The organism is Rothia sp. HMSC073B08 (assembly GCF_001812975.1).
Classification (GTDB): domain Bacteria; phylum Actinomycetota; class Actinomycetes; order Actinomycetales; family Micrococcaceae; genus Rothia; species Rothia mucilaginosa.
In genome coordinates, this window is sequence record NZ_KV811062.1 from 13656 (window position 1) to 38607 (window position 24952).

A 24952-nucleotide genomic window follows, 5' to 3' on the forward strand; every position below is an offset into this window, starting at 1 on the left:
CGTAGCGGAGGCGCACACCACCTCAGAAAGTGCACGCCACCGCCAGGAATAGGCTAGCGGGGGCGGGACGCAGCCGAAGCGCGCGCCTTCTCCACCAGCGAGTCGTCAATCGTGTTCGGCGTGAACTCGCCAAAGCGACGAATTGCGGCCTGCTCAATCAGGTAGTCCGCAATCTTCGGGTTCTTCGGCAGCAGCGAACCGTGCAGGTAGGTGCCAATTACGTTGTGCACGCGCGCACCCTCATGCGAGTCGGTCACGTTGTTGCCCTCACCCTTAGTGACGGTAGCCAGCGGGGTGCAACCCTCGCCCAGGTAGGTCAGGCCCGAGTGGTTCTCAAAACCAATGACGGTGCCGAACTCCGCAGACTCCTCAACGATGTTGCCAATCAGGCGGTCATCGCCGCCGACGGTGTGCGCATCAAAAATGCCGATACCCTTCAGCACCTCACCCTCACGGGTGCGGAATTCCTTGCCGAACAGCTGGTACAGGCCACAAATGACGAGCATGGGCACGCCGTCCTCAGCCAGCGAGCGCAGCGTGTCACCGTTCGCGTGCAGGTCATCCTGAATCACGGACTGACCCGAGTCCTGACCGCCGCCACCCAGAATAATGTCAACATCTTCCGGGAAAGGCTGACCGGGGTTGTGGTCCAGAATCTGCACGTCAAAGCCGTGCGCCTGCGCGCGACGAGCCAACGCCAGGGTGTTACCCCAGTCGCCGTAAATGTTCATGTCGAGCGGGTACAGCTGCAGAATACGCAGAGTCTTACCGTTATTGGGGCCGGAGGCGGGGGTGCCCTCAAAAGTGTGAGTTGCCGTCATTAGGAAACCCTCTCAACGTCAGTGATCTTTGCGAGCTCTTCACGCAGAGCCAGCATTGCGGTGTAGGTGCAGAAAATACGCATGGGCGCGTTACCGCTGGAGGCAATGAAGCCCTTGAGCGCATCGGCGAGGTTCTCGTTGACCTCGTCAACCTTCACGCCGTCATGCTCCAGGCGCAGCGCCATATCCCAGGCGCGCACACCCGAAACCATCTGCACGCCGGTCTTCTTCAAGCTGTCGAAGTCAACATCCCACAGCCAGGACACGTCACGACCGTCAGCGTACTGGTCGTTAATCGTGATCATGGTGGCGTAGTCGTCAGCGTTCGCGCTCGCCAGGGATAGGCGGAAACCGCTCGGGTTCTTCACGAGCAACAGCTGCAGCGGGCGGCCGTTCACGTTCAGGGTCTCACCGCGACCGAAGGCGGGGGTAATCTTCGCCAGCTCCGCGATGAGCTTATCTTCGTTGAGCTTCTCGCCCATGACGGCGCGGGTCAGCGCCATAGCGCCAGCCGCGTTGAAGATGTTGTAAATACCGTAGAGGTTAATCTCGCCAACTCGCTCCACACCCGCCAGGTCGAAGGTTGCGGAGGTGCCGGAGAACGCGGTCAGGGTGACGTCTGCCTCGGGCAGGGTTGCCTTCGCGACGGTGCCGCCGCGCATCTCATCATCCGAGGGGAAGTACGAGCGCAGGGACTCATCCAGACCGTAGTACTTGACGGTCACGCCAGGCTGCACGTTCTCAGCGAGGGAGCGGATACGCGGGTCCTCACGGTTGAGCACCACGGTGCCGGTCGTTGCGGAGGCGACAGTCGCCAGCATACGGCGGGTCGTGTCAATCTCACCGAAGCGATCCAGCTGGTCACGCAGAACGTTCAGCAGCAGAGCGTAATCGGGCTTGACAGCCTTGACGAAGTGCACGGCGTGCGCCTCGTCCAGCTCAAGCACAGCAATATCAGCGTCAAGCTTGCCGCCGAGGGTCATCTCGCCCAGCAGTGCCGCGGCGACACCGCGCACAAAGTTCGAACCGGTGCGGTTAGTGAAAACCTTCAGACCCTGAGCTTCAAGCAGCTGCACAGCCATCTTCGTGGTGGTGGTCTTACCGTTCGTGCCGGAGACAACAACCACGCCGTAGGGCAGCTTCGCGAGCTCTTCAGCGACGAAGTCGGGGTGCAATTTTTCCATGACAAGGCCGGGGAAGGCGGAGCCGCCGCCGCGAAGCTTAGTCGCGGCGCGTACGCCCTGGCCGAGAAGACGAATGAGGGGTTTGGACATGCTTACCATTTTAGTACACGCACGCCAGCGGCTGAATGGCCCGCCGGGCTCGTTCGCTCATGCCGGACGGGGCGGGGTTACTGGGGTTTTGGTGCGGGGTTTGGTTCGGGCGGGGTGGGGTTTGGTGCGGGGCTCCGGCTAGGGCGAAGCGCCGGGGGTATTAGAACAGCGAGCCCGCTTAGAAGAGCAAGCCCGCTTAGAACAGAGAACCCTGCACCCTCACCCGCGTGAACTCCTGCGCCGGCTCCACCAGCACATTCCGCCACGCGGCAGTATTCACCAGGAACGCCGCGTCAGCATCGCCGGTGTGGGCGCTCAAAAACTGACCCGCCGCGCCCGTGCAGAAGAAGCCAGCCGCCCCGCTCTCAGTACCGGAACCACCCAGACCAGATTCACAGGGCGCCAGCGGTTCGGGCGATTGCGCGCGCAGAGCCGCATACGGGCGGTTCATGGCAAGCGACGGAATCCACGGCTCATCCAGGGCGGTGAGCGGCACCTCCGGGTCGGTACGTGCTAGTTCGGCGAGCGCTTCGCGGGCGCGGGCAACCGCCTCCTGATGGGCAACACGAAGCTGCGCGCCGGGCAGCGGGTTCGTCCAGGCGCGGTACTTGCTCGCCACCTGCTTGACCTGCGGAATCTTCGCGAGAGCGGTCACGGCGTCCTCGGCGCGGCGAATGGCAAGCCCGTCGGGTGCGAGCGCAATGTAGGTGGCGGTGGCGACCGCCTGCTCATCCAGGCGGCGCGGGGTCGAATGCAGGGAGCTCGTGCCGACCTTGTGCGTGCCGTCGGGGAACGTCGCGATGTAGAGGCGATGCTCCAGCATGGCGTAGGCGCGCATGGATTCGGTGAGCGTTCCGGGGTACAGGTGCGCGCTGTGCAGGGCGGTGAATTCGTCGCGGGCGGTGCAGCGTGGGCACTGCTGGCCACGCCGGATGCGGGCGCCTTCGGGGCAGGGTACGCGGCGTATTCCCACGGAGGCTCCCCCAGAGATTCCCGCGGATTCGGGGGCGGCGTCATTGCTCGTGCCGGTGGTGTAGCCGGCGCAGTAACGGTAGAGTTCCCCCTCGCTATCGCGCGGAATGCGCAACCCCAGATAGGCGCCGGGAGTCAACGGAATCTGGATGCGAACCCCGCTCGGAACGCCACGCTGCGCGGGGCTGTTTTCCTGCTTAGGGTCGCTCTCCCCCGCCGCTTGAGATGCCCGGTTATGAGCTCCTTCAGCGACCCCGCGGGGCACGACCGGTTCCACCTCAATGAGCGGGCGGCGGTTGGACCAGCGGATCTGCCTCCAGATGAGTAGCTGCGGTGCGCCTGCAGAATCACCGGCGGCGGCATCATGACCGGCACCAGCATTATTACCGGCGGCGGGCGCAGCAGCAAACTCGTCGAAAGCAGTCTCAAGCAGGTTGGGGTAGTCCATAGCATTCCACTCTAGCGGGTCTGGCGGGTTCTTTCTCGAGGGGTGCGGCGCATCCTGGCGCAACGTCCCCGAGGGGCAAAAGCAGCGCCCTCGAAATGCAAAAGAGGCCAGCGTCCTTCACGCTGATCCGCACCCCCGCAGTGTTGCCGTGCGTTCACGCACGACGGGGTGGGTTCTCAGCTGAGGCGCTGACCTCTGTGGTTGAGGCAGGGCGCTTACCCTGCCAAGCCCGAAAGCGATCGGTGACCGCTATTTTTCGGTGAGCTATGCGGTGTCTCTGGAAGCCGGAAGCTTCCCAACAGCGTCGCTGCATTTAAAACTTTGCCATATCCAATGTACATAACATCATTCAAATACGCATCGACTGCCTAATCTGCGCATTTATGACGCAGAATTTCTATGCACTAGCTGGCAAATTGAAGCAATTAGTGCAAAATTTCAAAATCACCAAGCCGCTCAGCCGGACTATCTGACGGATGAACCACGCCATCTAGCTGAGGCGGGCAAACCCCTCCGCAATAGCCACACGCATATCGTCCAGCGTGCGGGACATAGTCTTGGTGTGAGCGATAATCGGCAGGAAATTCGTATCCCCACTCCAGCGCGGCAGAATGTGCTGATGCAGGTGATCAGCAATGCCCGCACCGCCCACCTTGCCCTGATTAATGCCAATGTTGAAGCCGTCATTATGCGACACCTCGCGCAGAACCTTCATGGCGAGCTGCGTCAGCTGCGCAATCTCCATGGTTTCTGCCTCGGTCGCATCATCGTAGAACGGGATGTGGCGGTACGGGCAGACCAGCAGGTGACCGGGGTTGTACGGGTAGAGGTTGAGAATCACGAAGGCATGCTCGCCGCGATGCACAATCAGCGACTCTTCGTCACTGCGGCTGGGCGCGGTGCAGAAGGGGCAGGTCTTCTCGGTGTAGTCCTTCTGGCCACCGCTCACGTAGGCGGTGCGGTGAGGGGTCCACAGGCGCTGGAACTGGTCCGGTGCGCCGGGCAGCTCGAAGGAATCCTGCACCGAGGCTGCGGTGCCGTGCTCGGGGGTCGTGTTCTCGCTCATAGTCCCATTCTATAACCCACACGCGGCAACAGGAACGCCCCGTCCGTCATGCGTGCCAGATATGAGATAACTCCCCCGGCAGCGCGCTTAGCTGTGCTGCTTTTCCAGGTGAATGATGCGGGTGGCACCCTCAAAGGTCATGGGGAAGCTCAGCACGCCGTCCTCCATGACGAATTCCTTGGTTTCCTTATCGGAGGCGTACGGTGCGTGGCTCAGCTTCGCGTGGTCCACGTGCGAAATGTAGCTGAAGTTGCCGGTCTTCGCCTCGAAAGTGCCAGCCCAGAAGGGGGTTGCCAGCTCTTCGTGGTTCAGGTGGTAGGTGACCTCGATAATGCCGTCGTGAATGACTGCGTCCATGTAGTTCTCAAGGTTGGTAGAGTCCTGCTGAACCCAGGTGCCGTCCATGATTTTCTGCGAGCGCGCAACGGCTGCCGAGGAAGGCATGGGCGCCGCGGTGTATGCGGTCTGTTCCTGAGCATCCGGCGTATAGCTACCGGCACCCGCCGGCGCGGGGGTTTCAGTGGGCTGGGTCGCGGTAGGGTGAATCGACGGGTCCTGCGAGGTATTGACCGCCGCCTTAATTCCGGTGCTGTCGTCGCCGGGGGCGGGAACGGCGCTGGGCTCGACGGTTTCAAAAGCTGCGGGGTCAACAACCGCACTTGCGGAGGCGTTATTCGGTGCGGGTGCACACGCGGTGAGAGAGAGCGCGCCGAGTAGAGCGAGCGCGCCCAGAGTGGACTTAGGTACCACGAACGTGTCCTAACAGAGTTATGTGTTTGAGTGAGTTTGTGAGTTGAGTGGTGCCTCCCCGTGAGTGAGGTGGGGATACGACGACACCCCGTAGCGCATTGAGGCTACAGGGCGTTCGATAACCGGCACGGTAGATAGTTTATAGGCTCTGGCTAGGAGTTTCACCAGTGGCGGCCATTTTTAAAAGATAGTTTGGTCACATTAGATCTTAAGTTGAGGGGTTTTTCGCGCACACGAGCCCCAATTTGCACTCTCCACGGGCTAATTTTGCCTCGACAAGGCGAAATATCCCGCACGGTGGCGTGGGCGGCAATTTTCTTGCCTTCGTCTTGCCTTCGCGTGGGCTCGGCACCCAAACCCACCGCTTCAATAAGTATGCGGTGTGGGTTTGAGCGCCAAGCCTCAACTGAACTGTTATATCTGCGCTGCTATCTGCGCTACCGCAACCGAGCCGCTACAGCCCGGTTACTGTCCGCAGGGTATTTGCGAGCGGACTACTGCTTGCGGGAACGTAGCGAGAACTTCTCACGAATAATCGTGAACGTCTGGCGGGTCTCCTCCAGCAGGGCGACCGGCTCCTGCTCGCGCACCGCAACCTCATGAGATGCCGAGGAGTCGGCAGGTTCACCAGCCCGCGCGGCGCCGGGCGCGGTGTTCGGGGTAGCCTCCGCAGAAGCTGCCGCAGCAGCACCCGGAGCGCCAGGAGTACCAGGGGCAGTAAAGCCCGCGGCGGCGCTGAAACCGGCGCGGCGTGCCGCCTCCGCATCCGAAGGAACCGGGTGCACACCGTCTTCATCCACGACCTCACGCAGCCTGCAGTCGCGGGCTTCACGGCGCGCATACTCACGAGCCAGCAGGGCACGCAACTCAGAAATCTCCTGGCGAAGATCGTCCACGTCAGCCTTGGTTGCGGGGTACTCCTGCTCCTCCCTGCCACCAAACTTTTCGATAATCCAGCTGGCGAGCGCACCGGTAGCAACCGCGACCAAGCCCCCGCCGTACAGCATGACGATCACGGCGATGACCCTGCCGATACCGGTGACCGGGTAAACGTCTCCGTAGCCGACCGTGGCGAGGGTCGTGAACATCCACCAGTAGGCGGTGGGCAGGTCACGAATCATCGCGCCCGGCTCGGAGGACTCCACCGAATAGATCGACAGGGCAAACATGATGATGAAGATCGCGGTGTAGCCGAAGAGCTTCATCCCCAGTTCGGAGAGCCTCTTATATTGGCGGTTGGCGGTCATATAAATCATGGAGAGGAAGCTGACAATACGCCACGCGGGCAGCAGCACAATCGCCAGGTTCATCAGGTTATGCGTGATGAAGTAGAGTCGCCGCGGCGCCAAGTACAGGCGAATGCAGTAGTCGGCGGCGAATAGGCCCCACAGGATCATCTGAATGATGTTGAGGTACGCGTCGTACGGCTCCTGAATGCGTGTGCTCATGATGGGCGCGGCGAACGCGAGCAGGTACAGTACGGACGCCACGAACATGGGCGTGGAGGAGCGTTCCTCCCACGCCGCCAGGTTCTTCTCGCCGCGGTACTTGCTGAGCGTGCGGAACAGGCGGGTGCGCGGGGCGCGACGCGGCGGGTCCGTGACGGTGCGGGTGACCGTGCGGATAGTCGTGGTGTGCGTTTCAGGTTCGCCTACATCAATAATCTCGGCGTCACCATCGGGGTTACCCTGGGTGCCCGCTTTCTGGTCGCCCTTGCCGTGCGGGTGATGCGTGGTGCGGGTGATGCGACGCTCCTCGCGGTGCGTACCGTCCGGCGCGTCGGTGGTGGCGTATTCTTCGACGACCTCTTCGTAGTCGTCGGGGTCCAGGTCGGTGGAGTAGACGGAGTGGGTGCTGTCCAGGCGGGCGCTATCAATCTGCACGGCATCAACCTGTACTGCCTCCATGCCGGGGGCGGTAGCCTCTGCGGGGCTACTTGCTGCAGCACTAGTTTTGGCGGCACTGGATTCTGCCGGTGCCGACTGGGTATAACCAGCCTTCGTGGTATTCTCAGCGGCGGCTTCAGATGCGGTAGTTTCAGATGCAACAGTTTCAGGGCGCGCAGACGCACCCACCGGGCTGTTCCCCGGAATATTGCCCGAGGTATTCCCCGAGGTATTCCCCGAGGTATTGGGTGCTGTGCCGTTCTTTACCGTGTTGTCTGTCTGGTTCTGTTCTGCCTTATCCATAGTGTGAATGATACTCCACGCCGTTGCGTTTGCGTTTCTATTTCGTTGCACTGTGACCTTGTGCTGTGACCTTTGGGCGGCGGTCTTTACACCGCGGTTTTGTGCACGATACTGTGTCGAAATCGGGCGGCGGTTCGGTTGCGGTGGAGAACCGTTCGGGTGCGAAGATGACGGTGTATTGTGCGGGTGTGGATCGTAAGGAGCGTAGTGTGCCTGCGGGTGGCCGCGTGTTTGTGGAGGATTTGGGGGTGCGTGCTTCGGCGGGTTCTCCCCTATTTTGTGGTGTGGTGACTTCTGATAGTACTGCTAGCTGGAATGTTACGGCCCTCGGCGGCCGCGCCTAAGAAAAACTCAAACCGGATTGTGGGAGGTGGGCGCGCCTCCACAGATACGCTCGAGCAACCCCGCACGATGAGCATAATACCCCCGGGAAGCCCGCCAACACGCGGCACACCCCGCCGCTCGCTTCGGTGTAAAACCGACACCCCGTATGGTGACAAGTAGTCGCCAAGCTTAGCCATAGCTAAGCGGAAAAGACGGTGTTCAAGAGCACATACTGAAAGGTAAGACAGTCTCACTAAGGAGATTCATCATGACCACCGTTGTGTCAAACACTTCCAAAGCACTCAAGTCCCCCTACGAGGACACCCTCAAGCGTCTACTCTCCGATGCGCGCGCAGAAGCCGTCGAATCCAGCGTCTCCGAACTCGAGCGCCTGGCAATCTCCCACGACGCATCCCACTACCTGCTCGTGCCCGCCGGCCTGGTCCGCCCCGACTCCGCCGAAGACGTCGCCAACATCTTCCGCGCAGCCGGCGACCTCGGTCTGCCGCTGACCTTCCGCTCCGGCGGCACCTCCCTCTCCGGCCAGTCCAGCGGCGACGGCCTCATGGTCGACACCCGCCGCCACTTCAAGAAAATTGAGGTCCTTGAAGACGGCAAGAAGGTGCGCGTGCAGCCCGGCGCGACCATCATGATGGTCAACAACTACCTGGCACCCTACGGCTACAAGCTCGGCCCCGACCCGGCATCTTGGTCCGCCTGCACCATCGGTGGCGTGGTCGCGAACAACTCCTCCGGCATGTCTTCGGGCACCAAGTACAACACGTACAACACCCTCGACTCCATGGTGTTAGTGCTGCCCAGCGGCACCATCATCGACACCGCCGAGCCGGACGCCGACCAGAAGCTGCGCTCCCTCGAACCTGAACTCCACGAGGGCCTGCTGCGCCTGCGCAAGCGCGTGCTTGAGAACCCCGAATCCATGGCGAAGATTCGCCAGCAGTACTCCATGAAGAACACCATGGGTTACGGCCTGAACTCCCTGGTCGACTTTGAAACCCCCGTGGACATTCTGCAGCACCTGCTGATCGGTTCGGAGGGTACCCTCGGCTTCGTCGCTTCGGCAACCTACCGCACCCTGCCGATTCTGAAGAACACCTCGACCGGCCTGCTCGTGTTCGACAACCTCATCGATGCTGCACGCTCCGTGCCCGAACTGGTCGCTAACAAGCTGGCAACCGTCGAGCTGATGGATGCCACCAGTATTCGTGTGGCTCAGCGTACCGGCCAGGCTGCGGAGGCGCTCGCCGCCATCGACGTGAAGGATCACGCCGCCCTGCTGGTTGAGTTCCAGGGTAACTCCGAGCAGGAGCTGAGCGACCTTGCCGCCGCCGCAGCACCCATGTTCAAGAGCCTGCCGGTGGCGTCGCCGGTGTCGATGACCAGCAAGCTGTCTGAGCGTAACGCCCTGTGGGCTGCACGCCGCGGCCTGTACACCACCGTTGCGGGCAACCGCCCCTCCGGCACGAACGCGCTGCTTGAAGACGTGGTCGTGCCCGTCGAGGTTCTGGGTAACACCTGTAGCGACCTGACCAAGCTGTTCGACGCACACGGCTACAAGGACTCCGTGATTTTCGGTCACGCGAAGGACGGCAACATCCACTTCATGCTGAACGAGCAGTTCCGCGACCCGAAGCAGCTGGACCGCTACCGCGAGTTCACCGAAGAAATGGTTCAGCTGATTCTTGCCGCTGACGGCTCGCTGAAGGCTGAGCACGGTACCGGCCGCATCATGGCTCCGTTCGTGAGCCGCCAGTTCGGTGAGGAACTCTTCGACGTGATGCGCCAGATCAAGCGCCTCATCGACCCGAAGGGCTTCATGAACCCCGGCGTGCTGATTGCCGAGCCGGACACCGACTACGTGACCGACCTGAAGGTCGCCGAAACCGTTGAGGAAGAAGTCGACCGCTGCGTGGAGTGCGGCTACTGCGAGCCGGTCTGCCCCTCCCGCAACCTGACCCTCACCCCGCGCCAGCGCATCGTGATGCGCCGTGAAATTGCCGCCGCCGAAGTGAACGGCGACCACGACCTCGCCGAGCGCCTGCGTAAGGAATACGAGTACAACGGCATCGACACCTGCGCCGTGGACGGCATGTGCCAGACCCGCTGCCCCGTGAACATTAACACCGGTGACCTGATTCGCCGCCTGCGTTCTGAGAACCAGGACAAGCTGGCCGCCGCCGGCTGGAAGGTTGCCGCACAGCAGTGGGGCGTCATGGATAAGGTAGCCGGCAAGGCCCTGACCGTGGCGAAGAAGCTGCCGTTCCCCGTGGTGCACGGCACCACCGACATTGCCCGCAAGGTCATGGGTGACGACATGGTTCCGTCCTACAAGAAGGACCTGCCTGTTGGTGGCCCGGCGCGTAAGCCGCACAAGGACGCAACCGCTGAGATTGTGTTCTTCCCCGCCTGCGTGAACGCCATGTTCGGCGGCGTGGACGGCGACGGCAAACACGACCCGATCAACGCAACCCAGGCGTTCATTCGCCTGTGTGAGCGTGCGGGCGTGAAGTACCGCATCCCGGACAATATTGGTGAGATGTGCTGCTCCACCCCGTGGAAGTCGAAGGGCTTCACCGACGGCTACTCGATCATGAGCGACCGCGTGCTGAAGTCCCTGTGGGAGGCTACTGATGGTGGCCGCCTGCCGGTCGTGTGCGACGCTTCGTCCTGTACTGAGGGTCTTGAGGTGATGCGCCAGAAGGTTATTGAGGCGCTTGAGCACAAGATCGTGAACGGCCTGAAGCCGGGCGAGCCGGACTTCTCGCGTCTGCGCATGTACGATGCGGTTCAGTTCGCCGCGGATAACATGCTGGACAAGCTGACCGTGTCTGCTCCCCTGCCGTCGATTGCGCTGCACCCGACCTGCTCGATGACTCACTTGGGTACTCAGCCTGCGTTTGAGAAGATTGCGAACGCGATGAGTGACGACGTGTACGTGCCGAAGCACTGGGGTTGCTGTGGTTATGCGGGTGACCGCGGTATGCTGCACCCCGAGCTGACGGCGAGCGCTACGGAGGCGGAGGCTGCGGAGCTGAGCGAGCAGAAGCAGTTTGCCGCATACATTTCGGCTAACCGCACCTGTGAGCAGGGCATGACGGAGGCGACCGGCCACACCTACCAGAACGTGCTGCAGCTGCTGGAACGCACCACCCGATAAGGGCTGAGCGCATAGCAACGGTATAAAGAAGGGACCTGGCGGGTTATCCAATCGGATGGCCTGCCGGGTCCCTCGGTCCATATATACCCTCATTGCAATTTTCATTCTTAAACACCATAAAATAATACAAGATAAATATATTTTTCATGGTAACATTAATACAAAATATATTTATTATTAATAATAGCCTCCATTTATATTGTAAAAATGTCGCTAGCTACACCTATTCAAGAAGGGACTAACTATTTTGAATATTGAAGATACTGAACAACTTTTCAAAACCTTGGAAGATACTGAGCTTTTCAAAACCTTGGCTTCTCTTAGTCAAAAAAGAATAGAGATACTTATACTAATTTTAGTTTTATTTGCCGCAACAATCATACTTTTATTTATCAATAAATTCACAACAAAAAATAAAAGCTTGTCTACAATATATATTGCATCTATATTTATTGAGGTTTCTTTTGCTCTACCAATTACACTAAACCTAAGCTTTCAAAAAGATGGACCTGGACCACTCCTACTCCAATCACTTCTAACTATAAGTGGTGGACTAGTCGTTCTACTAGGCTATATAGAAAATCGCAGGAAAAACGATATTGATGAATTAAAAAATGCTGATGAAAAAATTCAAAGAACACAATCATCTCGATACGAAAAAAGCATAAAATCAATAGAACTCTTATCCTCCAAGGATACATTTTCTGCGATTTCTGCAGTTCACAACTTATGCAGACTCGCAGATGAATGGATTGATGAATGGATCAATACTCCAGGTGAAACCTATCGCAAAAGCGAACAAGAGGCTCAAGCAATTGTAAATGTATTGTGCACATATATCCGAGAATCTGGAAAGTCAAATCATGGAAACTATAAAGATGCAGTAGGTGAAACCATAATGAATGAAATATATAACAGGCTTGACAGATCGGATAATTCACATTCACTTTGGGGCGGTCTCGACTTTAATTTCAAAGGAGCTAATTTTACATTTCCCATTAAACTTAAAAAAATTGCTGGCGTTGAGGGTATGGATTTTAAAGGATGCACTTTTCATGAAGATTTAGAAATATCCCTATTGATCGAATATAAGGATAAAATGTATAAGACTAAACCAGGAAAAATCATCCTCGATGACTGTATTTTTAAAAAATCTGTCACCCTACAAGCTGTCCGCCCAGATAATTATTTCCCTCCTCAAAAACCCACCCCTCGGTGGAAAATATGGTCCAAGGATAAAAAACTTCCATACTATATCGAGATGTCAGAGATTAGTCTCCAAGATACTCAATTTACAAATAACTCCAATCTCACTATAAGAAGATTTTCAGGAGAAATTGAATCTAAGGATAAAGTGAACATAAATATTAATGGCATCTTGCCTAGTAAAACTTTATTTCATATCCTCTCTCACGCCAAAATTACTATTGATGAAAAGCCGGGCTTGGGAAACAATAGCACTTCAAGTAAGGTGCAAAAAAAATCAATTAAAGATAGTGTAGATATCCGAGTTGGCGAGGAGATACTTTTCAAGATACCTAGCGAGAATCATAGCGAATACATAGATTCTCGAGACTAGGCATAATAAAATTATATACAGGCAAAAATCATTATTACCCACCCCTTCTTCTTGAAACGTAGGAGTTAAATATAAAAATTTACAGAATATGGAAATCTTATTGACTGTATACAATATGTATATATCATCAAAAATTATTTAAAATGGTCTGACGACTCTCTCTTTGTATGTCCGTCAGACCATTTTATGTTTATGTAGATATTAGTGACAAATACTAACGAAGGCGGGCGCAAAGCTCACCGTCAGCCTCGGTCACGATAATGACCGGACTACCGCCCGCAACCTTGCGGACGCGGCGGAGCACGTCAACCTCATCTTCGTCAGGAGCAACGGGGATAACATGACACTCCCCTCCCGCCTTCTGCGCAGCGAGCGCAACAAGCGCCCTGTGGTCCGGGTTTCGGCGGGCAGCCAGGTTGAAACGACCCGCAATACGAGCTCGTTCCTTCATCACCTCAACGCTTGCCATACCTTCACCCTTTCAAATGCGCTTCAACAGCAAAGTCTACTACTACTTCTTCGTAAACAAACTTTGCTTCCCGAAAAACCCGGCGGGCTATCCAATCGGATGGCCTGCCGGGTCCTTCTTTCATATCATGTGCCGCACCACTTCGCACCTGCACATCGCTATACAAAAAATACGGAGCAGAAGAAGTTCTCATTTAAGGCATCGTGCACCTCGCATCAGCTATACTAGATATGTATCAAATATAAATAAAATACATATTTATTTCAATATAATAATTTTCATCCAATCCATTCACAGAAAGGTAACGATATGCCTAATACAATCCCTGGTGACCCCATGAAGTCACTGGCCCAGTTCGGAAACTTTTTCGAAAAAAGAAAGCATAACAAACTCATAAAAGAAGGAAACGATATCGCCCGAGAAAGAAAAGATATCGCCAAAGAAGGAAATAAAACTCAAGAGGACAGGAATGATATCTATAGCAAACAGAATAACCTGTCGAATTTAAGGATAAACATTGAAAATATGTACTCGGAGAATTCGGCGGTAGCAGAGTATGCAGTAGAGGAAATATTTAAAACAATAGATTCCTACTTAGAAGAGTATAAAAATACTGGAGACTCAAAATATCAAAAGGAAGCCCAAAGCCTCCTAAACAAAGTCTGCCGATATGCCCAAAATGCGGGAAAATCCAATGGTAATAATCCGCATGAGAATGACACATGCAATACCATTGCAGAGCAAGTTAACACACGATTTATCACAGCCCAAAAAAATAACCATGATTGGGAATCCCTCGTTATTGATTTACGTGGCGCTTTCTTCACGGAAAAAGTATCCATAAATAAAATCAAATCAGTAAATAACTTAAAATTAGATGGGTGCACCTTTAAAAAAGGTCTTGAGCTTGAACTAGCTCACTCAAACATTGATGATGAAGAAGAACGCATTATCCACAACCCCTTCTCCATCACCAATTGTTCCTTCTTTGGCTGTTTAACCATCCAAGGAATGCTATATTCTGTAGCGAAAGAAATAAACATTCAAAACAATAATTTTAACGATAAGTCCTGTCTGAATATTATTGGTTTACACGCACTTCAAGGCACACGTCTACCTATTAAAATTACTGGCGATTCTATGCCCCATAATATAAATTTTGGCACTCTTAGTTCAGCTTCGATAGAGATCGAGACTCCCAATAGCTATCCGTCAAGTAAAGTCTCAGGTAATGTTCTCATCGAAGATTGTAGCGAGGCTAATTTCCAGACAAGAAATATTCACACGATTGCTGGAAACTTAGAGATCAAACGGGGGCCAGGATATACGGGAAATACGGTTGGGTGCATATCATTGCAAACCTGCAACGTGGAAGGGGCAATCAAGATCGGGTCACCCACCGATAAAATTGAGAAGATCCAAAAGATTGAAATAATAAATTCAAATATCCACAACGGATTTTATATCCATGCTGGAAATATTAAATGCATCTGGTTTACATACAGCAAATTCCTGTTTGAAGGAAAAACCCTAAAATCGACCACTGACACCTCATTTGTAAGATTCGTAAATTCCACGGCCATTACATTTTATAATATTTCAAAAATTGGTCGCCTATACTTCCATCAAGTCGAATTTTACCCCCCGGTCAATATTGATTCACATAAAATCGATAATTTCCACGTATCAACAACGAATTTCTACATCACCAAACCATCCGTTAAATGGAATAATGACACAGATGAGAATAATGATTATTGCATCAATTGTTCACTCGTCGTCTTCGATGACACTACCATAGCGCAAAATGAATATATGATTGAAATACACAAGACCGATGATGGCTATGAGCTGAGAGCTGAGAGCTGAGAGCATAATTATTATGTAACCATATGAACGTCTAATAACCAAAGGTCTTTGTATATTTAATAAGTTCAATATTATTCCTTATCAATAAATTTAATGAACATTGATGGGACTCGTTATCCTACTGAAATATTGCAGAAATATTACAAAACCCTCTGTCCGCCAACGGGCGTAAAGAACCACCCCCTCCGCAGCTTATCGCCGCAAAGGGGGTGGCTTCTATATATAGGCTCAGTGCAAGTTCGCCGGCTCAGCTAACCACGGTCAACCGCAGTCAGCATCGCCGGCGAACCCGCATCCTAAACCGCTACTACTCAGCAGCCTCAGTGCTGGGCTTGGGGTCTTCGTTCACGCGGTTGCGGATATGCTCCACAATACGTGCCACAGCCTCATCCACGGGCACGCCGTTCTCCTGCTTGTTGCCGCGGAAACGGAACGAAACAGCGCCGTGCTCCGCGTCCTCACCGCCGGCAATCAGAATAAACGGAACCTTCTCAGTAGACGCGGTACGGATCTTCTTAGTGAAGCGATCCGAACCGTAATCCACCTCAACACGCACGCCGTGCGCACGCAGCTTATCCGCGATCTCGGTCATGTAGTCGTTGAACGCCTCAGCCACCGGCACACCAATCACCTGAACCGGTGCCAGCCACGCCGGGAACGCACCCGCATAGTGCTCAGTCAGCACGCCCAGGAAGCGCTCAATCGAACCGAACTTCGCCGAGTGAATCATGACCGGCTCCTGCACGGTACCGTCCGCAGCCTGGTACTCCAGACCGAAACGGCTCGGCTGGTTGAAGTCGTACTGCACGGTCGACATCTGCCAAGTACGGCCAATCGCGTCCTTCGCCTGAACCGAAATCTTCGGGCCGTAGAACGCAGCTCCACCGGGATCCGGAACGAGCTCCAGACCGGTCTCCTTCGCAACCTGCTCCAGAACCGCGGTGGCCTCTTCCCACTGCTCATCGGTACCGATGAACTTATCCTTCTTATCACCCTCGGTGTCGCGGGTCGACAGCTCAAGGTAGAAGTCGGTCATGCCGAAGTCCTCAAGCAGGCTCAGCATGAACTTCAGCAGGTGACGCACCTCGTCCGGTGCCTGCTCCTTGGTCACGTACGAGTGCGAGTCGTCCTGGGTAATCATGCGCACACGGGTCAGGCCCTGCAGCACGCCGGACTTCTCGTCACGGTACACGGTGCCGAACTCAAAGAAACGCAGCGGCAACTCACGGTACGAACGGCCACGAGAACGGTAAATCTCGTTGTGCATCGGGCAGTTCATGGCCTTCAGGCGGTAATGACCGTTATCCAGCTCCATGGGCGGGAACATGCCGTCCGCATAGTACGGAAGGTGACCAGAAGTGTAGAACAGGTCTTCCTTCGAAATGTGCGGAGTGCTGACGTACTGGAAACCCTCCTGAATGTGGCGGGTACGCACGTAGTCTTCCATCTCGCGCTTAATCACGCCACCCTTAGGGTGAATCACCGGCAGGCCGGGACCAATGTTCTTCGGGAAGGAGAACAGGTCCAGCTCACGGCCCAGTCGGCGGTGGTCACGGCGCTCCGCCTCAGCGATGCGCTCCTTGTACGCCACCAGCTCGTCCTTAGTCGGCCAAGCGGTACCGTAAATACGCTGCAGCATGGGGTTCTTCTCAGAACCGCGCCAGTACGCGCCACCGGCACGCATCAGGGCGTAACCGTTAGCAATCAGCTTGGTGTTCGGCAGGTGCGGGCCGCGGCAGAGGTCCTTCCAGACGGTCTCGCCGGTCTTCGGGTGCACGTTGTCGTAAATGGTGATTTCACCCTCGCCGACCTCCACGGATGCGCCCTCGGCAGCATCCGCACCAGAACCGGGGCCCTGGGTCAGGGAGAGCAGCTCCAGCTTGTACGGCTCGTTCGCCATCTCGGCGACAGCCTCGTCGTGGGTGACCACACGGCGGCGGAACAGCTGACCGGACTTGATGATCTTAATCATCGACTTTTCGATCTTCTTCAGATCTTCCGGGGTGAACGGCTCAGCCACATCAAAGTCAAAGTAGAAGCCGTCAGTAATGTACGGGCCGATGCCCAGCTTGGCGTCCTTGCGGTACTCCTGCACCGCCTGCGCCATCACGTGCGCAGCGGAGTGGCGCAGAACGTTCAGGCCGTCCGGTTCGTGAATGAAAACCGGCTCAACGGAGTCGCCAGCAGACAGCTCGTGGGAGAGATCAACGAGCACGCCGTTCACGCGTGCCACAACGATCTTCGGGTCGTCAGCGAACAGCTCAGCGGCAGTCTTCGCGGTGACCTCGCGCTCCTCACCAGAAACGCTAATAACAATTGCTGAAGAATCAGCGGCAGACATAAGTCTCCTTAACTCAGGCGCAAGCGTGCCACTCTGGGCGCCGCCGGTGCGCATACTATTCCGCACTGTACTGGTGCACGGACACACACTATCTTACAACGGCTCCCAGGCAACGCTCAGCTTGAGGGCAAACTAGTCCGCATGATGCTCACGCGTATGCTCATACACGTCAACCACAATGTGGCTAATATGGTCGTCCTTCAGACGGTAAATGGTGGTGCGTCCCTGCTGCTCACGGTCAATCACGTGAGCCTCACGCAGGATGCGCAGGTGGTGCGAGGCGAGCGGCTGCGAAATACCCAGGCAGGTGTGCAGTTCGCTCACGCTGTGCGGGCGGTGCATCAGGTGGTGCGCAATCGCCAGGCGTAGCGGGTTCGCGAGCGCAGAGAAAATCGCTACGGACGGGCCGAACTGTTCCTCCCAATCCTTGGGGCCGCTGCCTTCGAGGAGGGGCGCGTTGGTGGGCACCTCGTGGGTATGATCCGATGCATGCTCGGCGATGTGCGCCGCTACATGGTCTGCGGGGTGGTTGTGGGTGGTGTTAGTTTCGGTCTGGTCTGTGGTCTGGTCTGTGTGCTGGCTCTGAGTCATAGTATTTTCACCTTAGGTACAGGAAGGGGGCACGTCAAGAAAGTGACGCCTGTGCAGCGTGCTTTCTTGAGCGTGCCCCTCTCCCCTATGTGCGCTCTTGAAGTGCGCTAATACTACATGCGCGGCCGCTAGCGGTTAGCGACTGCCACCTGCAGGTAACCCTCAGCGGACTTTACGCCCTTGTCGGTCACTGCGCGGTAGCGGACCAGCGGTGCGAAGCCCTGCTTATTCTTAGCAGAAACCGCGATGCCCTGGGTGCCGTCGGGCAGGGTCACCACACGGTAGGTGCCGTACTCGTCGCTGTATGCGCTGACGGCCTGGCCGCGCTGGTTGAGCAGCTCCAGCTTCTTCACGGTCTCGCCGCGGCTGAACGCGCCGAAGGATGCCTCGTCGTTGTTCAGGACCGCCACGTTCTGGGTGGTGCCCGAGTACAGGGAGACGGAGTCCTCACGCGCGATGGGGCTGTTCTTGTCGACCACGTGCACCTTCAGCGGGATTGAGTACAGCTGCGCGGCGGAACCCTTCTTCGCCTTCACATCGGACATGCGGGCGGGTGCCTTGCCGGTGCGGTTCACGGTGATGTTCTTACCGTTGTCGCGGTGCAGGTCCCAGGTGGTGCCGGTGACGTCGTGGGTGTTCAGGTCAATCGAGTAGGTGCCGGTCTTGCCGTTGGAGGCAAAACGGATGCCGGTCTCCGCACTGGAGAACTGGCCGCCAGCAGTGTTGACCTTCTCCTTGTTGACCCAGCGGCTGGGGCGGAAGTTCGGGGTCTGCTGGATTTCCTGGAAGTTGTAGTCGCGCGCGTAACGGTAGTTCGGGGAAACCTTGTGCGACTGGTGAACACTCTGCGCGACTGCGGTCTCGCCGGAGTAGACGGTGGCGTGGTGCTCGGCGGGCTGGTAGAACACGCCGGAGCCGGTGCCGGTCTTACCGTAGGAATCCGAGGGGTACTTGAACTTCACGGCGTCCGAAGCCTGGTTCACTGCCGCGTTCTGAGTCTCGGCGTCGCTGATGCGCACGGCCTTGGGGGTGCGCACGGCGGAGCGGCGCACGGTCACGGGGCGTGCAATCTTGTGCGCGTCAGCGTTCGAGTCGGCAGCCTGGTTGTTGCTCTGCGGCAGAACCTGGGTGCCCTCGCGGCGTGCAGTGTTCTCAGCGGACTCGGTGTAGTTCACGGGCATCCACTGCACCTGCTGCCAGGGGAACTGGTTGCCGGTGAAGCCGCTGGGCACGAAGTTCGCGAACATTGCCGCCAGCTGCGGGTCTTCCTTATACACGTTCTTACCCTGGCGGGCGTAGGGCGCGTAGGAGCTTGCCGCCTCCAGGTTGAATGCGTTGGTGAAGAGGTTGTGGTCCGTGAGGATGAAGCCGTATTCCTTCATTGCGGTCAGGATCATGCGGGTGAGCTGGTCGTCAGCGTGGCCGGTGTTTGCCAGGTGCTCTTCCACATCAAAGCTTGCGGGCAGGAAGCCACGCTGACCTGCGCGGGGTGCGTTCGGGTACTTGCTCGCGTCAATCTTGCCGTCGGTACCCTTCGCGGGGAAGGAGGAGACCAGTGCAGCGTAGTCAGCCGCGGTGATGGACACCATGTGGTTGATCTTGCCGGCCTTAAGCTCGTCCACACCAATCTGGGTGAGCTCATTTGCCAGGCCCACCACGGAGGAGGTGCCGTTCTTGAGGGTCAGCCAGTAGTTGTCTTCGCCCACGCCGCCGAAGTTCGGCTTAGCGAGCATGTAACCACCGGAGGACACGTGGTAGGTTGCCGGGTAGTCAACCGCCACGGGAATGTCCACGGTGCCGCGGGTGCCTGCGGGAATCTTGTAGGTAATCTCGCCGGTGGTCTCGTTGATGGACGCGCCGGGCACGTTCTTCGCCAGGCGGAACTTCGCACCGCGAGCAATCGGGTAGGAGGTGCGGGCGTTGCCGGACTTCACGTCAATGCTGACGGGTGCGTTGATGGTGACGGTCTGGCCTGCGTTGCCGCGGCCGACGTTGTCGTACTGAATCTTTGCACTCTTGGGGGTGGACGCGTTGCCACCGCCAACCTGCACGCGGGCGGTGCTGGTGTAGGTCTGTGCGTCTGCATCCTTGACGAACTTGAAGTAGGAGCGCCAGATGCCGGTCGCCTCGTCGTACAGGGCGACGGACTGGTCGCCGGAGAGGCCGTGGTCCTCAGCGAGCCACTTCGGAATCGGGATACCGCCGGTGAGGATGCGCTTGTTCTCTGCGTTGGCGTTGACGCGGCCATCGCGGGAGACAACCTCGACGTACTCCTGGTGCGGGTTCGCGGAGTTCACGGCGAGGGTCGGGATGTTCTCGTGGCCGCCGACGGTCTGGGCGCGGTCCTTCTTCACGGTGCCGGCGTTGATGGCGGTGGTGACGGGGTGGTTGCCCGCATCGCCGCTGTATTCGAGGAAGGTGCGGCTAATTTCGCTACTGTTGGGCGCGACGGCTTCGGTGCCGGTGAGCTTCTGGGCTGCGAAGGAGTCGCTGGCGAGCTTGCCGCTCAGGGGCGAGGTGTTCTCGGTGGTGGTCAGCTGCTCCTTGGTGAGGGAGGAGTTGACGGGTGCGAGAGTGTCGATGGTCTTCGCCTGCTGGTCGGGGTTCCAGTAGCAGGTCGGGCCGGGTGCGACGTTGGTGATGTTCGCGAGGGTCGGCACGGTGCGGTAGCCTGCGTCGACGCAGATGGTACCGGCTACGTTGCGGGTGGAGGCGGTTGCACCGAAGGTAGCGGGGAGGTTCGCGCCGGTGATGACGGTTGCCAATGCTGCGGAGGCAGCGATGGTGGCACGGCGGCGGTTTGCCGGGCGCTGTGCCGGGTTTTTGGATGCAGTTATGGTCATGTTTTTCTTCCGTTCGTGTCGGCTTGTTTGAGTGAGTGCGTTTGTATGAACAAACACGGACGTGAGTGAAATATGCATCTGAGGGTGTACCCGGGCGGGTTCTGATCTTCTGGCAGGAATTCTCAGGAAACTCTCAGATAATCCCCATACCCTACATAGTCTTTGGGGTGAACGCAAAACGAGTTTGTGATTCAGGGCACCGATTTTTTGCTAAAGGTTCAAGCTTAGACTCATATTTCTTTACACCTGTGTGCATTGATAGATGTTCAGGTTTTCGGAATTTGCACCGCAGTGTTTTAGCTTTACTCCTAGTCAAGCGAGTGTAGCTTCAGAAAAACGAAAAATGCACACGGGAAACTAAACCCTCAACCTCAAAGTTCCCGGAATGACGCGCCAAAACGGTCTGTTGAATTTCTCACACGTGACCACAATTTGGAATTCCGCACCAAAGGTAGATATGGTCTCAGTCACTGAAACAGGGGCTTCTGGATACCCAATCAGTAGTTTTCAGGTCCCGATCGCCACCGATAGACACCCCTCATTTCATCCCTATAGACCCACAAAACCCACCCAAAACCCTAAAATTTAGGTCAAAGTTTAAAGTTTGCGTGTGTTTAACAGTGTGTAACCATGCATGCACCACACTCCCCCGCGCAGGACGCCCTTCACTGTACATTCCAAGAATTCCAAGCCGCCCACCGGGAGCTTTAGAAAGCATAGAAACACCCCGCATGCGCCTCAAAAACACATGCGGGGTGCATAGATATTCATTTGTGGGTGCCTTGCGGTGCACCCAATAGCAGGTGCCGCACCCGCCTCCGTGGGTTCAGGTGGCTTCAATAGCGGTTACTCACAGAGCTACCGAATAGCTACAGCGCACCCGCCTCCGAGCAGACATTCACCAGTTCGCCAATACCCTCGATGCGGGTGCGCACCGTCTGACCCGGCTTCAACCACTGACGCGGATGCAGCGACAAACCAACCCCAGCCGGGGTACCCGTCGCTACCAGATCACCCGGCTCCAGGGTCATAAACCGAGAAATATAGGACAGCAGCTGCGCCGGAGTGAACACCATATCCGCCGTCGTGCCGCGCTGACGCACCACGCCGTCCACCTCACAGACCAGCTCCAGGCCGGCAACCGGGTCAACCTCATCGGGGCTCACAATCACCGGACCGAACGGAGTCATCGCATCCCAGTTCTTACCCTGGAACCACTCCGAGGAACGACCCTGCCAGTCACGCACCGACACATCATTCATGACCGCGTACCCCATCAGAGCCTCAAGCGCCTGCTCCTCCGTGGCATTACGCAGGCGAGCGCCCACGACCAGGCACAGCTCAACCTCCCAGTCGACCTTCGTGCTGCCGGTGCCGTCGGCGGCGGGCATGCGGATCTGCTCGCCGGGGCCAATCAGCGCGTTCGGGAACTTCGCGAACAGCGCCGGATGCTCAGGCACCTCAAGGTTCATTTCCGCGGCATGGTCGCGGTAGTTCAGGCCGGCGCACACAATCTTGCCGGGCTTATCCAGCGGGCGAATAAAGGGTAGGGAGTTCCACAGCTCCTCACCGTGACCCATGACGGTCGCACCGTTCTCCTTCAGGATCGCCACGGCGTTCTTCGGGTCGCCAAAGTTCAGCCGGAACCGGCTGTAGAAATTCAGTAGCGGGCTAAGCTTCGCCGGAAGCTCGTACACGGTCTCTTCGAAGAAGCAGACCGCGCGGCTGCCCTTCGAGTCTTTAATCTGTGCCCAACGCATGGATGCTCCTTCGCTTCAGGTGGGGGTAATTCGGGGTGGGTTAGGGGTAAAAGTCAGAAATAAAACAACCTAGTGAAAACCGTTTTGGGCGTACACCTCAACGATGGCGTCTTCCAGGTCTTCCATGAGCAGGGCGGGGTTCGCGTCCTGCGCCGCGCCAACCGTGGCGGGGTCCAGCTCCATGCCGAGGGCACGGTACACATCCGCGGTGACCGCCCGCAGCGGCGCAGAGTCGGAGACCACGATGCCGGTGCTGAACCACCAACCGCCAGTCACCACACGCTGGGCGGTGCCGACCAGTTTAATGCGACCACCACCTGCGGAGGCGGGAAGCTGCGCGTGCACCGAATACTCACCGGGGCAGTACTCCCCCGGAATCTCGCCCATGCGCGCATCCACGCCGACTTCGCGGAGCGCCTGCGCATACATGGAACCGAACAGTTCGTAGCGTAGGGTGTTGCCGCTGCGGGCGTCGGAGGCGGGCTGAAAATGGTCCACGACCAGGCACCCCTGATGGTAGGCGGCGGCATGCCCGCCGACCTTGCGCACCAGCACCTCAAAGCCGTGCTTGGCGCACGCCGCGGAGGCTTCCGCGAAGCCGGGGTTCAGTTCGTCACGGCGGCCGAACGCGACCGTCGGGTTCGGCTGATACATGCGCAAGGTGGCTTCGCGCTTGCCGGTTGCCACCTCGCGGAGCATCTGCACCGTCTGATCGTGGTGAATGAGGATATCGCCGGATTCGGGGCCGGTCTCTCGAATAATCTGCACGTTCCTATTTTACGGTTACGCCCGCCACAGCTCCTACGTCTCCCCACAATGCGAAAACGCCCACCCGGGTAGCTAAAACCTAGTAATCCCCCTCCCCCTCCGCTAGGGTAGAAGAAAGACCTAAAGCACCTTGGAGGATGCCGTGCATCAGGACCAGCACATCACCGCCCAAACCACCCCTCTGCCCAACTCCAACCCGGCGCTGACCGAGCCGCAGCCGCTCGGCGCGTTCCCTGACGGTTTCCTCTTCGGAGGCGCCACCGCCGCCAACCAGTTCGAGGGCGCCTGGAACGAAGACGGCAAGGGCCCCAGCCTGCAGGATGTGCTGCCCGCCGGCGGCCTGTACCCGCGCACCGCGGAACCCACCGAGAACAACCTCAAGCTGGAGGGCATTGACTTCTACCACCGCTACCGCGAAGACATCGCCCTGCTCGCGGAGATGGGTTTCAAGGTCTTCCGTTTCTCCATCGCCTGGTCGCGTATCTTCCCCCGCGGCGACGAAGAAACCCCGAACGAGGCGGGCCTCGCCTTCTACGACCGCGTGCTCGACGAGCTCGAAAAGCACGGCATGGAGCCGCTCATCACCCTCAGCCACTACGAAACCCCGCTGCACCTGGTGGAGCAGTACAACGGCTGGACTAGCCGCGAACTCATCGGCTTCTACGAACGCTACGCCCGCACCGTGTTCGCCCGCTACGGCAAGCGCGTGAAGTACTGGCTGACCTTCAACGAAATCAACTCGATGCTGCACCTGCCGTTCATGTCCGGCGGTATTAACACCCCGGCAGATCAGCTCAGCGACGCAGACCTCTACCAGGCGATGCACCACGAGCTGGTCGCCTCCGCACGCGCCACCGCTGCGGCACGCGAACTGGCGCCCGGCGCCCAGGTCGGCTGCATGATTCTTGCCATGCCCACCTACCCGCTCACCCCCGACCCCGCCGACGTACTCGCCGCCATGCAGACGGAACAGGCAAACTTCGCGTTCGGTGACGTGCACGTGCACGGCGCATACCCCGGCTACTTCCTGCGTGCCCTACGGGAGAAGGGCGTGGAGCTGAACATCACCGAACAGGACCGCGAAGACCTGAAGAACACCGTGGATTTCGTGTCGTTCAGCTACTACATGTCCACCTGCGCGACCGGCGACCCGGCACGAGGCGAACGCGGCGAAGGCAACATCCTCGGCGGCGTGGTGAACCCGACCCTGCCTGCGAGCGAATGGGGCTGGCAGATTGACCCGACCGGCCTGCGCGTGGTCCTCAACCAGTATTGGGACCGCTGGCAGAAGCCGCTGTTCATCGTGGAGAACGGCCTGGGCGCCCGCGACGAACTGGTCGAGGTGAATGGTGAGCTCACCGTGGAAGACGACTACCGCATCGACTACCTGCGCCAGCACCTGCACGCGGTACGCGAGGCGATTGAGGACGGCGTGAACGTGCTCGGCTACACCACCTGGGGTTGCATCGACATGATTAGCGCCTCCACCGCGCAGATGTCCAAGCGCTACGGGTTCATCTACGTGGACCGCAACGACGACGGCACCGGCACCCTGGCGCGCTACCGCAAGAAGTCCTTCCACTGGTACCGCGAGGTGATTGCCAGCAACGGCGCGGAGCTTTAGAAGCTAAGGCTCTAGAGACTGAACCCCCGCGCGGCTAACACGCGAAACTCAGCAGCAAAAAGCCCCCGAGATGCAGAATCTCGGGG

At 57.6% G+C, this 24952-nt stretch carries 17 protein-coding genes; 5 read left to right on the forward strand and 12 right to left on the reverse strand.

Features of this window, described 5'->3' with window-relative positions; genetic code table 11:
* Positions 1 to 53 precede the first annotated feature (53 nt).
* The 6 genes from HMPREF2884_RS03940 to HMPREF2884_RS03965 all read right to left on the reverse strand — a co-directional run bounded on the left by HMPREF2884_RS03940 (position 54) and on the right by HMPREF2884_RS03965 (position 7406).
* Positions 54 to 821, reverse strand: coding sequence for a type 1 glutamine amidotransferase (locus tag HMPREF2884_RS03940; protein ID WP_070615807.1), 768 nt, complete (start codon positions 819 to 821; stop codon positions 54 to 56).
* The gene (locus tag HMPREF2884_RS03945) at positions 821 to 2104 is read right to left on the reverse strand and encodes a Mur ligase family protein (protein WP_070543618.1); all 1284 of its coding nucleotides are present in this window, start codon (positions 2102 to 2104) and stop codon (positions 821 to 823) included. The genes HMPREF2884_RS03940 and HMPREF2884_RS03945 overlap by 1 nt, the downstream gene beginning before the upstream one ends.
* A 187-nt stretch (positions 2105 to 2291) precedes the next feature.
* Positions 2292 to 3515 (reverse strand): hypothetical protein, encoded by a 1224-nt coding sequence (locus HMPREF2884_RS03950; protein WP_070615809.1) that lies wholly within the window; start codon positions 3513 to 3515, stop codon positions 2292 to 2294.
* A 490-nt stretch (positions 3516 to 4005) separates the two neighbouring features.
* On the reverse strand, positions 4006 to 4581 hold the full coding sequence (locus HMPREF2884_RS03955) for an HIT family protein (protein ID WP_049342029.1): 576 nt from the start codon (positions 4579 to 4581) through the stop codon (positions 4006 to 4008).
* A gap of 87 nt (positions 4582 to 4668) precedes the next feature.
* Complete coding sequence (locus HMPREF2884_RS03960; protein ID WP_049342030.1) at positions 4669 to 5331, reverse strand: hypothetical protein; 663 nt, start codon at positions 5329 to 5331, stop codon at positions 4669 to 4671.
* A 494-nt stretch (positions 5332 to 5825) separates the two neighbouring features.
* Positions 5826 to 7406, reverse strand: coding sequence for a potassium channel family protein (locus HMPREF2884_RS03965; protein ID WP_246827920.1), 1581 nt, complete (start codon positions 7404 to 7406; stop codon positions 5826 to 5828).
* 227 nt (positions 7407 to 7633) lie between these two features.
* Here HMPREF2884_RS03965 and HMPREF2884_RS09115 point away from each other — a divergent pair, with 227 nt between their 5' ends.
* The 3 genes from HMPREF2884_RS09115 (at position 7634) to HMPREF2884_RS09120 (ending at position 12601) form a co-directional block, all read left to right on the forward strand.
* The gene (locus tag HMPREF2884_RS09115; RefSeq protein WP_141744435.1) at positions 7634 to 7864 is read left to right on the forward strand and encodes a hypothetical protein; all 231 of its coding nucleotides are present in this window, start codon (positions 7634 to 7636) and stop codon (positions 7862 to 7864) included.
* Between the two features lie 248 nt (positions 7865 to 8112).
* On the forward strand, positions 8113 to 11022 hold the full coding sequence (locus tag HMPREF2884_RS03970; RefSeq protein ID WP_070615813.1) for an FAD-binding and (Fe-S)-binding domain-containing protein: 2910 nt from the start codon (positions 8113 to 8115) through the stop codon (positions 11020 to 11022).
* 247 nt (positions 11023 to 11269) lie between these two features.
* Positions 11270 to 12601 (forward strand): hypothetical protein, encoded by a 1332-nt coding sequence (locus tag HMPREF2884_RS09120; protein WP_141753496.1) that lies wholly within the window; start codon positions 11270 to 11272, stop codon positions 12599 to 12601.
* Between the two features lie 214 nt (positions 12602 to 12815).
* Here HMPREF2884_RS09120 and HMPREF2884_RS03980 read toward each other — a convergent pair whose 3' ends face one another.
* A complete protein-coding gene (locus HMPREF2884_RS03980) occupies positions 12816 to 13070 on the reverse strand; it encodes an aminotransferase (protein ID WP_070615818.1) in 255 nt (84 codons plus the stop codon).
* A 309-nt stretch (positions 13071 to 13379) separates the two neighbouring features.
* Between HMPREF2884_RS03980 and HMPREF2884_RS03985 the strand changes: the two genes are divergently transcribed.
* Entirely contained in the window at positions 13380 to 14939 is a 1560-nt protein-coding gene (locus HMPREF2884_RS03985; protein WP_070615820.1) for a hypothetical protein, read from the forward strand.
* 307 nt (positions 14940 to 15246) lie between these two features.
* Here HMPREF2884_RS03985 and thrS read toward each other — a convergent pair whose 3' ends face one another.
* The 5 genes from thrS to HMPREF2884_RS04010 all read right to left on the reverse strand — a co-directional run bounded on the left by thrS (position 15247) and on the right by HMPREF2884_RS04010 (position 23242).
* Positions 15247 to 17280 carry a threonine--tRNA ligase gene (gene thrS, locus HMPREF2884_RS03990; protein ID WP_044150393.1) on the reverse strand — a complete coding sequence of 678 codons (2034 nt, stop codon included), beginning with the start codon at positions 17278 to 17280 and terminating at the stop codon, positions 15247 to 15249.
* 132 nt (positions 17281 to 17412) lie between these two features.
* On the reverse strand, positions 17413 to 17871 hold the full coding sequence (locus HMPREF2884_RS03995; protein ID WP_070615821.1) for an ArsR/SmtB family transcription factor: 459 nt from the start codon (positions 17869 to 17871) through the stop codon (positions 17413 to 17415).
* 128 nt (positions 17872 to 17999) lie between these two features.
* Entirely contained in the window at positions 18000 to 20714 is a 2715-nt protein-coding gene (locus tag HMPREF2884_RS04000) for a Rib/alpha-like domain-containing protein (protein ID WP_070615823.1), read from the reverse strand.
* An 869-nt stretch (positions 20715 to 21583) separates the two neighbouring features.
* The gene (locus HMPREF2884_RS04005) at positions 21584 to 22474 is read right to left on the reverse strand and encodes a fumarylacetoacetate hydrolase family protein (protein ID WP_070615825.1); all 891 of its coding nucleotides are present in this window, start codon (positions 22472 to 22474) and stop codon (positions 21584 to 21586) included.
* A gap of 69 nt (positions 22475 to 22543) precedes the next feature.
* Complete coding sequence (locus HMPREF2884_RS04010) at positions 22544 to 23242, reverse strand: lipoate--protein ligase family protein (RefSeq protein WP_070615827.1); 699 nt, start codon at positions 23240 to 23242, stop codon at positions 22544 to 22546.
* A gap of 142 nt (positions 23243 to 23384) precedes the next feature.
* Between HMPREF2884_RS04010 and HMPREF2884_RS04015 the strand changes: the two genes are divergently transcribed.
* Positions 23385 to 24866, forward strand: coding sequence for a glycoside hydrolase family 1 protein (locus tag HMPREF2884_RS04015; RefSeq protein WP_070615996.1), 1482 nt, complete (start codon positions 23385 to 23387; stop codon positions 24864 to 24866).
* Positions 24867 to 24952: the final 86 nt, after the last annotated feature.

Coding starts and splice junctions, on each gene's coding strand:
- HMPREF2884_RS03940 (WP_070615807.1), bottom strand. CDS start 821: ATGACGGCAACTCACACTTTTGAGGGCACCCCCGCCTCCGGCCCCAAT.
- HMPREF2884_RS03945 (WP_070543618.1), bottom strand. CDS start 2,104: ATGGTAAGCATGTCCAAACCCCTCATTCGTCTTCTCGGCCAGGGCGTA.
- HMPREF2884_RS03950 (WP_070615809.1), bottom strand. CDS start 3,515: ATGGACTACCCCAACCTGCTTGAGACTGCTTTCGACGAGTTTGCTGCT.
- HMPREF2884_RS03955 (WP_049342029.1), bottom strand. CDS start 4,581: ATGAGCGAGAACACGACCCCCGAGCACGGCACCGCAGCCTCGGTGCAG.
- HMPREF2884_RS03970 (WP_070615813.1), top strand. CDS start 8,113: ATGACCACCGTTGTGTCAAACACTTCCAAAGCACTCAAGTCCCCCTAC.
- HMPREF2884_RS03980 (WP_070615818.1), bottom strand. CDS start 13,070: ATGGCAAGCGTTGAGGTGATGAAGGAACGAGCTCGTATTGCGGGTCGT.
- HMPREF2884_RS03985 (WP_070615820.1), top strand. CDS start 13,380: ATGCCTAATACAATCCCTGGTGACCCCATGAAGTCACTGGCCCAGTTC.
- thrS (WP_044150393.1), bottom strand. CDS start 17,280: ATGTCTGCCGCTGATTCTTCAGCAATTGTTATTAGCGTTTCTGGTGAG.
- HMPREF2884_RS03995 (WP_070615821.1), bottom strand. CDS start 17,871: ATGACTCAGAGCCAGCACACAGACCAGACCACAGACCAGACCGAAACT.
- HMPREF2884_RS04000 (WP_070615823.1), bottom strand. CDS start 20,714: ATGACCATAACTGCATCCAAAAACCCGGCACAGCGCCCGGCAAACCGC.
- HMPREF2884_RS04005 (WP_070615825.1), bottom strand. CDS start 22,474: ATGCGTTGGGCACAGATTAAAGACTCGAAGGGCAGCCGCGCGGTCTGC.